11 protein-coding genes are annotated in these 11,487 nt (G+C 71.7%); 5 read left to right on the top strand and 6 right to left on the bottom strand.

The features are described 5' to 3' along the window. Positions 1 to 2 precede the first annotated feature (2 nt). From J4709_RS42650 to J4709_RS42635, 4 genes are all read left to right on the top strand, one after another. A complete protein-coding gene (locus J4709_RS42650; RefSeq protein WP_208250755.1) occupies positions 3 to 716 on the top strand; it encodes an FHA domain-containing protein in 714 nt (237 codons plus the stop codon). Next, positions 713 to 2,251, top strand: a complete 1,539-nt coding sequence (locus J4709_RS42645) for a GlnX family signal transduction membrane protein (RefSeq protein ID WP_269757601.1) — start codon at positions 713 to 715, stop codon at positions 2,249 to 2,251. The genes J4709_RS42650 and J4709_RS42645 overlap by 4 nt, the downstream gene beginning before the upstream one ends. A 20-nt stretch (positions 2,252 to 2,271) precedes the next feature. After that, entirely contained in the window at positions 2,272 to 3,147 is an 876-nt protein-coding gene (locus J4709_RS42640) for a glutamate ABC transporter substrate-binding protein (protein WP_208250753.1), read from the top strand. A gap of 166 nt (positions 3,148 to 3,313) precedes the next feature. Next, entirely contained in the window at positions 3,314 to 4,522 is a 1,209-nt protein-coding gene (locus J4709_RS42635) for a hypothetical protein (protein ID WP_208250751.1), read from the top strand. Here the strand turns inward: J4709_RS42635 and J4709_RS42630 are convergent. Beyond that, complete coding sequence (locus J4709_RS42630; protein ID WP_208250749.1) at positions 4,483 to 5,187, bottom strand: hypothetical protein; 705 nt, start codon at positions 5,185 to 5,187, stop codon at positions 4,483 to 4,485. The genes J4709_RS42635 and J4709_RS42630 overlap by 40 nt on opposite strands. 179 nt (positions 5,188 to 5,366) lie before the next feature. Between J4709_RS42630 and J4709_RS42625 the strand changes: the two genes are divergently transcribed. Further along, entirely contained in the window at positions 5,367 to 5,888 is a 522-nt protein-coding gene (locus J4709_RS42625; RefSeq protein WP_307802037.1) for a PH domain-containing protein, read from the top strand. A gap of 22 nt (positions 5,889 to 5,910) precedes the next feature. On the opposite strand, the gene J4709_RS42620 is transcribed toward J4709_RS42625, so the two are convergent. From J4709_RS42620 to J4709_RS42600, 5 genes are read right to left on the bottom strand one after another with little or no spacing between them, the layout of a single operon-like run. Further along, complete coding sequence (locus tag J4709_RS42620) at positions 5,911 to 7,326, bottom strand: NAD(P)/FAD-dependent oxidoreductase (protein ID WP_307802036.1); 1,416 nt, start codon at positions 7,324 to 7,326, stop codon at positions 5,911 to 5,913. 10 nt (positions 7,327 to 7,336) lie between these two features. Next, a complete protein-coding gene (locus J4709_RS42615) occupies positions 7,337 to 8,164 on the bottom strand; it encodes an ABC transporter permease (RefSeq protein WP_208250747.1) in 828 nt (275 codons plus the stop codon). Then, positions 8,161 to 9,030, bottom strand: a complete 870-nt coding sequence (locus J4709_RS42610) for an ABC transporter permease (RefSeq protein ID WP_208250745.1) — start codon at positions 9,028 to 9,030, stop codon at positions 8,161 to 8,163. Before J4709_RS42610 ends, J4709_RS42615 begins: the two co-directional genes overlap by 4 nt. Beyond that, positions 9,030 to 10,274 carry a polyamine ABC transporter substrate-binding protein gene (locus tag J4709_RS42605; protein ID WP_307802035.1) on the bottom strand — a complete coding sequence of 415 codons (1,245 nt, stop codon included), beginning with the start codon at positions 10,272 to 10,274 and terminating at the stop codon, positions 9,030 to 9,032. Before J4709_RS42605 ends, J4709_RS42610 begins: the two co-directional genes overlap by 1 nt. Further along, positions 10,271 to 11,422 (bottom strand): ABC transporter ATP-binding protein, encoded by a 1,152-nt coding sequence (locus J4709_RS42600; RefSeq protein ID WP_208250743.1) that lies wholly within the window; start codon positions 11,420 to 11,422, stop codon positions 10,271 to 10,273. Before J4709_RS42600 ends, J4709_RS42605 begins: the two co-directional genes overlap by 4 nt. Positions 11,423 to 11,487 lie beyond the last annotated feature (65 nt).

Genomic DNA, 11,487 nt, shown 5'->3' with positions numbered 1-11,487 from the left:
GCATGGCGATCTGCCCCAACGGACACACCTCCCAGGCCGCGGACTACTGCGACGAATGCGGCGAGCTCATCGGCGGCGCCGCGCCGGCCCCCGCGCCCTCTCCCGGTGCGGCGGCGGGGGCGGCGGCCGGCGGGTCCGGGACGCGGACCTGCCCCGACTGCGGCGAGCCCGGCACCGACCGGTTCTGCGAGATCTGCGGCTACGACTTCGCGACCGGCGGCGGGAAGCCCACGCCCGACCGGAGCGTCCCGCCGCCGCCCGGGCCGGACCCGGGCCCCCCGGAACGCCCCCTCCCGGGCGCGACGGGCTGGACGGCCGTGGTCGCCGCCGACCGCGCGTACTACAACGCGGTCATCGCCGAGGAGGGCCCGGACTCCTCGACGCTGGCGTTCCCGCCGTACGCGCCGGAGCGGCGGATCCCGCTCGCCGGGCAGCAGATCCGGATCGGGCGGCGCAGCTCCGCGCAGCCGTCCCCGCCGGAGATCGACCTGCGCGAACCGCCGGAGGACCCGGGCGTCTCGCACGTCCACGCGGTACTGCTGGCCAAGCCGGACGGCTCCTGGACGCTCGTCGACCCCGGGTCCCGGAACCGGACCTGCCTGAACGGCTCGACCGAGCCGATCCCGCTGAACGAGGAGGTCCCGGTGTCGGCCGGCGACCGCATCCACGTCGGCGCCTGGACCACCATCACGCTGACCAGAGACGAGGCGCCATGACGGCCGTCCAGCAGGCACCGGCGGGACCGCCGGGCGCACCGTCCGGGACGGCCGCCGGGCCCGCCGTCCCCGCCGCCGGCGCGGCGCCGCCCGAACGGCCGCCGGCCGGGCGGCTGCGGCGCGCCGCCGGCGCCGAGCCCGCCGGGATCGCGCGCGCCCTCCCCCGCACCGTCGCGGGCCGGATCCGGGCGCTGACCGGGGCGGTCGCCGTGGTGCTCGTGGCGCTGCTCGTGGTCGCGTGGATCGCGATCGGCGACGCCCGCCACGGCGTGAAGGTGATCGGCAAGGACGCGGGCCCGCAGGTCGTCGCGACCAGCGACATGTACTTCCAGCTGTCGGACATGGACGCGCAGCTGGCCAACGCGCTGCTCGCGGGCGCCGCACCCGGCGGGGGCCGCGACCAGTCCCTCGCCCGCTACGACCAGGACCGGCAGCTGGCCGGCAAGGCGCTGCTGAAGGCGGCGAAGCTGGCCCGCGGCACCACCGAGGACGACACCGCCCGCGAGCTGCTCGACGGCCTCGGCCGGTACGAGCGGCTCGCCGCGCAGGCGCTGCTGCTCGACCAGCAGGCCGGGCGCACGTCCGGGCGGCCGCCGAAGCAGGTCCTGGACGTGTACCGGCAGGCGACCGACATGATGAAGCTCGACCTGCTGCCGAAGGCGTACAACCTCACGCTCGACAACGGCACCCTCGTCCGGCACACCTACGAGGACAAGCGCTCCGACGTCCGGTCCGGCGCCCTGTGGGTCGTCGTCACCGGGGTCGTGCTGCTGGCCGTCCTGCTGGGGCTCCAGGCGTACCTGGCGCGCCGGTTCCGGCGGCTGCTGAACCCGGCGCTGGCGGTCGCCACGCTCGGCGCGCTCGTCCTCGTCGCCGGCTGCGCCGCGATGCTCGGCGGGCAGGCCGACCACCTGCGCAGGGCGAAGGAGCAGGGCTTCGACCCGATCCTGTCGCTGTCGCGGGCGCGCGCCATCAGCAACAGCGCGAACGCCGACGAGACGCGCTTCCTGCTCGACCCGGCCCGCTCCGACGCCTACGAGCAGGTGTACCTGAAGAAGTCGCAGACCGTCCTCTACCTGAAGGCCGGGAACCTCGACGAGTACAACACCGCCGTGCAGAAGGGCCTGTCCTTCGGCGGCGGGCGCGCGCCGTTCCTCGGCTTCCTCGGCACGGAGGCCGGCCGGGCCGCGGACCCGGACAGGCCCGCGGACACCGACGACGCGCTGCGGCGCGTGCTGGCCGACTACCAGAAGGTCCAGCAGAACGACCACCGGATGCGCACGCTCACCGACGGCGGGCAGCCGGCGCAGGCCGCCGCGGCGCGCAGCGCCTCCACCGCCGACTTCACCCGGTACGACAAGGACATGCAGTCCCTGATCGGCCTGCACTGGGGCGCGTTCGAGAAGGCCGTCAAGGACGGCGAGCACGGCACGGGCGGCTGGTACGCGGTCCTGCCCGTCGCGGGCCTGGTCATCATCGTGCTGGCGCTCGCCGGCGTGCGGCCCCGCCTGGCGGAGTACCGGTGGCAGAGTTGAGAAGGCGCGGGATGGGGACCATGGGGATCCGACGGAACGGGAGCGCCCTGCGCGCGGCGGCGGCGCTGCTGGCCGCCGGGACGACGGCGCTGGCGGCGGCGGCCTGCGGGATCGCCGACGCGGGCGAGTCGTCCGTCGCGCACAAGAGCGAGCTCACGATCGGCGTCAACACCGACCAGCCCGGCGTCGGGTCGCGCACGGGCGGCACCTACGCGGGCTTCGACATCGACGTCGCCAGGGAGGTCGCCGCGCGGCTCCACGTCACCGGCTCGCACGTCCGCTTCGCGCCGGTGACGTCCAAGACCCGCGAGAGCCTGATCGAGAAGGGCAAGGTCGACCTCGTGGTCGCCAGCTACTCGATCACGCCCGAGCGCAAGCTGGACGTCGCGTTCGCCGGGCCGTACTACGTCGCGCACCAGGACATCCTCGTCCGCGGGTCCGACGCGGCCACCGTGAAGAACGTGCACGACCTCGCCGGGAAGCGGCTGTGCCGGGTCGCGGGGTCGGTGTCGTACCCGCGCGTCCACGACGAGATCGGCGTGGCGGCGCTGCCCGCGGACGTCGGGGAGCGCGAGGGCTACGCCGCCTGCCTGGACGGCCTGACCGCGAACCGCCTCGACGCCGTCTCGACCGACGACCTGATCCTGGCGGGGCTCGCGGCGAAGGCCGTCCGGGAGGGCCACAAGGTGGCGATCGTCAACGCGCCGTTCTCCGACGAGCCGTACGGCATCGGCCTGCGCAAGGACGACATCGACGGCTGCGAGAAGGTGAACAAGGCGCTCACCGGGATGTACCAGGACGGGACCATGCCGCGGCTGCTCCACAAATGGTTCGATCCCGCGGGTCTGAAAGTCACCACCACCGTGCCCCAATTCGAGGGTTGTGACGAAGCGTGACCTTGCGGATGCGCAATGGCATGAATGGCGGGGCGTGAAGGGCGGATGAGACCGGACGGTCACTGAGATCAGTCGGTTACGTAAGTTCCGGTCGGCGCGCGTGATCGTAAGTTATGGTCGCGATCAAAACCCATTCCGATAGGAACCGCCCCGCCCGAGGAGTGCCATGACGACGGTCGTCCTGGTGGTGCTGTGCGTCGTGGTCGGGGCGCTGGAGCTCTATGCGGGGCGGCAGTCCCGCAACCAGGCCACCGCCTTCGGCCGCCGCGTCGACGAGCTGAACGAGCAGGTCACCAAGCAGAACAACGTGCTGGTCACGGTCGGCGAGCAGCTCACCGCCGAGCTGGCGCGGGTCAAGCAGGACGTGCTGCCCGCGCTGGACGGCAGGCTGCGGCACAACCACGAGCAGGTCGAGGAGCTGGCCGGGCGCGTCCACCAGGCGGACGAGCACCTGCGCGTGCAGGCGGGCCGCCTGCACGACCTGGAGCAGCAGCGGATCACCCTCGCCGCGCTGCGCCGCAAGCTCGGCGAGATCGAGTCGTCGGTCCGCTCGGTGACCGGCGCCGGCGCCGCGGCCGTCGAGGGCAAGGTCGAGGGCGCGCTGGACCGGCTCGCCGAGCTGGAGCGCGGCGGCGAGGAGATCCTCGAGCTGCAGCGCACCCTCACGCGCACGCTGGAGGACGTCGAGGACGTCGTCACCGAGCTGCTCCAGTACACCGAGGGCGAGCTGGACGACACCGTCACGGCCGCGCTGACCGGCCGCCCCCGCGACCATCCCGGCGGGACGTCCGTCACCGCCACGGGGCGGCTGTGGACGCGCGACGGGCAGCTCGAGGACATCCTCAGCGAGATGTACGAGCGGTGCGTGCGGGCGAGCCGGCTGCACGTCCGGTTCCGCACCGCGGAGGGCACCGACGGGACGGCGCCGGACTCGCCGGAGCGGCGCCGCTACTTCCTCGGCGGGCAGGCCGCCGAGGACCTCGCGGGGGCGTTCAGTGCGCTGCTCATCTCGGCCGGCGCCGAGGCGCCGAAGAACGGCCTCACCTCCAACGGCGGCGACCGCCGCGCCGGGCTGGCCCGCGTCGAGGCGGGCCTGCCGCCCGGGGTGGAGCCCGCGCGCGCGCCGGAGGACGAGGAGTCGCTCAAGGCGCTGCTGCGCACGCTCTCGGAGTGCTCTGGCGCGGTGGCGCAGATCGGGCCGCTGATGGCCGTCCGCACCCGCGACGAGCTGCTGTGCGCGGTGCTGACCGCCGGGCAGTCGCTGGAACTGGAGAGCGACGAGGTGTTCTGGGACCCGTCGTCCGCCACCGAGCGGCTGCGGCGCCTGCCGTCCCATCAGCTGTGGGACCTCACCGCCTGGGCGTCCACGCCGTAGGACGGGTCCATGCCGTAGGCCGCGTCGTTTTGCGAGGTGTCCGCGTCCGGGACGGTGTTCATGGCGTAGGCGCGGACCGTCCGTTCCGCCGGGCCGCCGATGCGCACGTACAGTGGGCAGTGCAAGGCGCGTGTCACCGGCTCGACCTCCGCGCACAGCCCGACTCCTGCGGCGCGGTCAAGGAACACCACGTTCTCCACCGCGCGCGCGCCGCGCACCGCATACGGCACCGAGTCGGCGTCGCTGGTGTCGAACAGCTCCTCGAAGGTGAGCCGCCGCGCGAACCGCATCAGCACCTCCGCGTCCACGACGCGGCTGCCGATCGCCTCCGCCGGGCCCGCCACGACGATGCCGAAGCTCGGGTTCTCGCGGCCCCGCACGTAGATCTCGCGGTCGGGCTCCAGGCCCTTGCGCCGGTCCGGGAGCTGCAGGCCGAACCCGGCGTCGCCGTCGAGGAACGCGGGCGGCCCGAACCCGGTCGCGCCGCCCGGCACCCGCAGCACGGTCTCGGGCGTCCGCCAGCCCGGCAGGTACACGCCGAGGCCGCGCAGCAGCAGCCGCCAGATCGGACGGCCCGTGACGTCGCCGGCGAAGCCCTCCTGCGGTCCCCGGGCGCCCGCGGCGCCCTCGTACGGCCGCTGCCCGGCCTCCCCAACGCCGTCCATGCCCAACATCATCAGCCGCCCGCCCGGCCCGCACAAGGCCGTTGCGCCGTTCGGCCCGCGAGCCTCGCGGGCACGCCGCGGTGCGCCGCGCGGGCGCGCCCGTCTCACCGCCGCGCTCCCTGCATCCGCGGCGCGCGTTGGGCTACCGTTGGACGCACCGGACACGATGGGGAACCGCAGTGAATCTGCAGGACATGGTGGTCCACCGCGACGACACGACGACGCGGATGGTCGACAGGTACTTGATGACCTACGAGGGGCGGGTCATCGCCGTGCGCCGGCACCCCGCCCTCCTGCTGATGCCGATCGTCTCCGTGGTCGCCGGCCTCATCCTGTGCGCGGCCGTCCAGCTGACCGTCGGCTTCGCCTGGATCTGGCTGCTGTGGCTGGTCACCGTGGGCTACCTCGTGTGGAACCTCGCCGCGTGGTCGCTGCAGTTCTTCCTGGTCACCGAGCACCGGATCATGGTGATCCGCGGCGTGCTCAACCGCGACATCGCGATGATGCCGATGGCGAAGGTCGACAACATCGAGCTGAAGCGGTCCTACACGGGCCGGGCGCTCGGCTACGGCGAGTTCATCATCGAGTCGGCCGGGCAGAAGCAGGGGCTCCGCAGGATCCGCTTCGTGCCCTACCCCGAGCAGCTGTACCTCGAGGTCTCCTCCTTCGTGTTCGGCACCATCGACTCGTCCCCGGACTGATCCCCCGCCCGCCGCGGTCCCGTCAGGAGTCGAAGCCGAGGCCGAGGCGGTCCAGGGAGCGGAGCCACAGGCCGCGGCGGCCGTCGTTGCGGTCAGCGCGGGCCAACTCGCGCCGCGTCAGTTCGATGACGCCGTACCTGAGCGGCTCGGGCGGGAACGGGACGGGCTTGGAGCGCACCATCGCGAGCCGGGTCCGCTCGGTCTCCTCGCCGGGTGCCAGGCCCACGCGGAGCAGGTCGAGCACGACGTCCGCGCCGAAACGCGTGGCTCCCACCCCAAGGCCGGTGTAGCCGGCCGCATAGGCGAGCCTGTGGTCGTACGCCGTGCCATAGAACGCGCAGAAACGGCTGCACGTGTCGATGACGCCGCCCCACGCATGCGTGAAACGGACTCCTTCCAGCTGAGGGAAGGTGTCAAAGAAGTGCCGCGCCAATGCGGCGAAGGTCGCGGGACGGTTCTCCAGGTCACGGCGCATGCCATTGCCGTAGTGGTAGACGGCGTCGTATCCGCCCCAGAGGATCCGATCGTCCGCGGTGAGCCGGTAGTAGTGGAACTGATTGCCGGCGTCGCCGAGCCCCTGCCGGTGCTTCCAGCCGATCGCCTCGCGCTGCGCAGGGGAAAGCGGCTCGGTCACCAGCGCGTAGTCGTACACGGGCACGAGGAAATTCCGCATGCGCCGCAGCAATGGCGGGAACGCGCCGGTCGCGAGCGCGACGCGACGGGCCGTCACCGACCCGTGCGCGCCGCTCAGCCGGAGCCTGCGGGCGTCCGCGCGCAGCCCCGTCACCCGCGTGTTCTCGTGGATGCGGACGCCGAGGGCCCGGCACGCCGCGGCCAGCCCGAAGGCGAGCTTGGCGGGATGCACCATGGCGACGGAGTCGCGGTCCCACAGGCCGGCGAGGTAGGTGGGCGAGGCGACCTGCGCGCGGACCGCGTCCGGGCCGAGCAGGATCGGCTCCCAGCCCAGCTCGTACGCCTTCTCCGCCTCCCGCTCCAGCGCCGGAACCTGCCACTCCCGCGTCGCGACCGTCATCTCGCCGGTCGGCTCCCACTCGGCGTCGATCCCGTACCTGGTGAGGGTCGTCCCGATGGCGCGCAGGTTGTCCCAGCCGAGCCGTTCGAGCTCGTGCATCTCGTCCGGCCAGCGGCCCGCGCCGTTCTCCAGGCCGTGGGTGAGGCTCGCCGAGCAGAACCCGCCGTTGCGCCCGGACGCGGCGGACCCCACCCGCCCCGCCTCCAGCACCACCACGTCCAGGGACGGGTCGCGCTCCTTGGCGAGCAGGGCCGTCCACAGGCCGCCGTAGCCGCCGCCGACCACGGCGAGGTCGCACGACCGCTCGCCCGCCAGCGGCGGTTCGGGCTCGGGACGTGCCGCGCCGGCGAGCCAGAACGGCACGGGCTCGGCGTCGGCGAGCGCCTTGGACACCTCCTGCGGCACGTCCCCGCCCTCAGCGCGCCGCGCGGCTGCTGCGCCGCGCCGACACCACCGCGATCACCACGCCGACCGCGAAGATGATCGTCCCCATCACGTTGACCTGCGGCGGCGTCCCGGTCCTGGTCGAACCGTAGATCCACAGCGGGAACGTGATGGTGGAGCCGCTGGTGAAGTTGGTGATCACGAAGTCGTCGATGGACAGCACGAACGCCAGCAGCGCGCCCGCCACCACCCCCGGCATGATCATCGGCAGCGTGACCAGCCGGAACCGGGTCCACGGCCCGGCCCCGAGGTCCTGCGCCGCCTCCTCCACCGCCGGGTCCAGGCCGACCACCCGCGCGCGCACCGTCACCGCCACGAACGCGATCGAGAACATCACGTGCGCGAGCAGGATCGTTAGGTAGCCGCGCGGCAGGTTGAACGTGACGAACATCGACAGCAGCGACGCGCCCATCACGATCTCCGGGCAGGAGATCGCCATGAACAGCACCAGGTTCGTCGCGCCCTTGCCGCGGAACCGGTGCCGGCCGAGCGCGATCCCGGCGAACGTCCCGATGACCGTGGTGATCGCGGTGCTTAGCAGCGCGATCATCAGCGAGTTGACGACCGCGGTGGTCAGGTCCTCCTTGTCGAACAGGTGGACGTACCACTTGAACGTGAAGCCCTGCCACTGGAAGTTCTGCTTGCTGTGCGTGTCGTTGAACCCGAACAGGATCATGATGGCGATCGGCAGGATCAGCCACGCGATCACCAGCAGCGTGTACAGGTGCAGGCCGGAGATCCGGCGGCGCCTGCGCGGCGGCGCCGGGCGCGGCGCCGCGGTGGGTGCGATCGTCGTCATCGTCCCGCCGCCTCCAGAACGTCCTGCGTGCCGAGCGACCGCGCGTACACGAAGATGCCGACCAGCAGGATCGCCATCAGCGCGAACGACAGCGCCGACGCGACCGGGTAGGCGCTGTTGTCGAAGTACTCCGTCTGGATCACGTTGCCGATCATCGTGTTCTGCGGGCCGCCCAGCACCTCGGCGTTCACGTAGTCCGACGACACCGGCACGAACGTCATGATGACGCCCGCGAACACGCCCGGCAGCGACAGCGGCAGCACGACCCGCGCGAACGCCTGCGCCCGGCTCGCGTACAGGTCGTACGCCGCCTCCACGACCCGCTCGTCGATCCGCTCCAGCGCCACGTAGATCGGCAGCACCATGAACGGCAGGAAGTTGTACGTCAGCCCCGACACCACCGCGACACCGGTGTCCAGCACGTGGAAACCGTTCGGCAGCAGGCCGTGGTTGCGCAGCGGCCCGAGGATCGGCCCGTTGTCGGTCAGCACCAGCTTCCACGACACCGTCCGCAGCACGAACGACACGAAGTACGGAAGCAGCAGCATGAACAGGTACGTCGACTTGTGCCGGCCGCCCCGGAAGGCGATCCAGTACGCCGCCGGATAGGCGAGCGCGATGCACAGGACGGTCGCGATCAGCCCGTACCAGAGCGACCGCACCACCTTGTCGCCGTAGGTGTTGAGGCTGTCGGTGTAGTTCTGCCAGTGGAACGTCTGCCGGAAGCCGTCGATGAGGTTGCCCGTCTGCAGCGACAGCGACACCATCAGCACGATCGGGACGATGAAGAACGCCAGCATCCACAGCCCGCTCGGCAGGATCATCAGGTACGGCGCGAACGCGCCGCCCCGCGGCCGGCGGGCCATCACGACCCCTTGGCGATCGGCTCGAAGATCTTCTGGTACTGCGTCTCCTCCGCCTGCGTGAGCCGCCGGTAGTGCCGCAGCCGCTGCATGTCCGCGTCCGACGGGAACACCAGCGGGCTCGTGCTGAGCCGGGTCAGGTCCTTCTTCTCCTGTCCCGTCGCCTTCGCCGCGTCCGCCGCCACGACCTGCTTCACCCCCGGCACGGGCGTGATGTAGTTGACGAACTCGGTCAGCGGCGCGTTGTTCTCCGGCACGTACAGCCAGTCCATCAGCGTGATCGCGTCGACCGGGGCGCCCGCGGTCTTCGGGATGCACATGTTGTCCGTCCAGATGGTGCCGCCCTCCTTCGGGATGGCGAACCGCACGTCCGGACTCGTCATGCTGTACACATCACCCGACCAGGCCATCGTCATCCACACGTCGCCCTTGCTGACGGCGTCGACGTAGTCCTGGTTGTAGTACTTGCGGACGATCCCCTTGTCGCGCTGCTCGCGCAGCTTCGCCGCCGCCTTCTCCCAGTCGGCCTGCGTCGACTTCTCCGGGTCGATGCCCAGCAGGAACAGCCCGAAGTTCCCGAGCTCCTGCGAGTCGCCCATCATGCCGACCCGCCCCTTGTACTTCGGGTCGAACAGCTGCGCGATGCTGGTGATCTCCTCCTTGACGTACTTGGTGTTGTACGCGATCCCGGTGATGCCCGACTCGTACGGGATCGTGAACGCGTTGCCCGGGTCGTACGACGGGTTCTTGAACGACGCACCGGCGTTGGCCTGGAAGTTCTTCAGCCGGGACTGGTCCAGCGGCGCCAGGTAGCCGAGCTGCCGCGCCTGCTCCAGCTGGATCCCGTTCGTCATCACCATCAGGTCGAAGCCGATGGACTGGCCTGCCGCCAGCGGCGCCTGGATCTTCCCGAACCAGGGCCCCATCTCCTGGATGACCTCTTTGTAGTCCACCTTGATGCCGGTGGCCTTCTCGAAGGCCTTGATGGTCGAGTGGTCGTCCTCCATGTAGCCCGGCCAGTTCGCCCACGCGAGCTTCCCGGTCTTGGACTTGCCCGACCAGTACTTCTCCACGTCGGTCCGCGTGACCTTCTCCTTGCCGCCCTGCCCCTTCACACCGCAGGCCGACAGGGCCAGGCCGGCGCCCGCCGCGCCCATCATCCGCAGGACGTCCCGGCGGGACGCGGTGGACCGTGCCAGGCGGGGGCGGGTCAGTCCGCGCAGGAACGCGGGGTCGAGGTTCGTCACTGGGGGGCTCCTATGGCGTACGAGTGGCGCGGGTCCCACGACAGCCAGACGCCGTCCCCGCGAACGGCGATGTCGTCGGCGTTCGTGGCGTTCTGCATGAACACGACCACGTCGGCGCCGGTGGAGGTGGTGATGTTGTAGCTCGTCGAGGTCCCGAGGTATACGACCTCGGTGACCGTGCCGCGGACGCCGCACAGGTCGCCCGCCGGCTTGTCCGTCCCGATGCCGATCTTCTCCGGGCGGACCGTCAGCTCTAGCCGCTCCCCCCCCGCGACCTTCAGTCCGTCCCGCACCGGCACCTCGATCCGCCCGTCCGGACCGTAGGAGATCACCGCGCCGCCCCCGGACACCTCGGTGACCTCCCCGCCGAGCAGGTTGGACGTCCCGATGAACCCCGCGACGAACCGCGTCGCCGGATGCTCGTAGATCTCCCGCGGCGTGCCGAGCTGCTCGATCAGCCCGTCGTTCATCACCGCGATCCGGTCCGACATCGTCAGCGCCTCGCCCTGGTCGTGCGTCACGTACACGAACGTGATGCCGACCTCCCGCTGGATCCGCTTCAGCTCGACCTGCATCGCCTGCCGCAGCTTCAGGTCCAGCGCGCCGAGCGGTTCGTCCAGCAGCAGCGCGCGCGGCCGGTTCACCAGCGCGCGGGCCAGCGCGACCCGCTGCTGCTGGCCGCCCGACAGCTCCGCGGGACGGCGCCGCTCCCGCCCCGTCAGGTCGACGATCTCCAGCATCTCGCCGACCCGCGCCTTGGTCTCGGCCTTGGCGACGCCGCGTCGCCGCAGCCCGAACGCCACGTTGTCGAAGACGTTCATGTGCGGGAACAGCGCGTAGGACTGGAACACCATGTTGACGTCACGGCGGTTGGCGGGCACGCCGGTGACGCTGCGTCCGTGCAGGTAGACCTCGCCGGCCGTCGGCTCCTCGAAGCCGGCGATCATGCGCATCGTGGTGGTCTTGCCGCAGCCGGACGGGCCGAGCAGGGAGAAGAACTCCCCCTGCCCGATCGCCAGGTCCACGCCGCCGACGGCCGCGACGGCCTCGCCGTAGGCGTGGAAGGTCTTCTCGACTCCCGTGAGCTCGATGGCGGGAACTGCGCGACCCGGGTCGTCGCGCGCCGGGGCGGGCTGGGTTTCGGTCATGGGCAGGGGTTTCCTTCACGAGCTCGTGGCGCCCGGCCACCGCGGCGGCGCCCCCGCGCCGGCCG

The organism is Actinomadura violacea (assembly GCF_017573465.1).
GTDB lineage: Bacteria > Actinomycetota > Actinomycetes > Streptosporangiales > Streptosporangiaceae > Spirillospora > Spirillospora violacea.
This window is presented reverse-complemented; position numbering and strand designations above follow the sequence as displayed.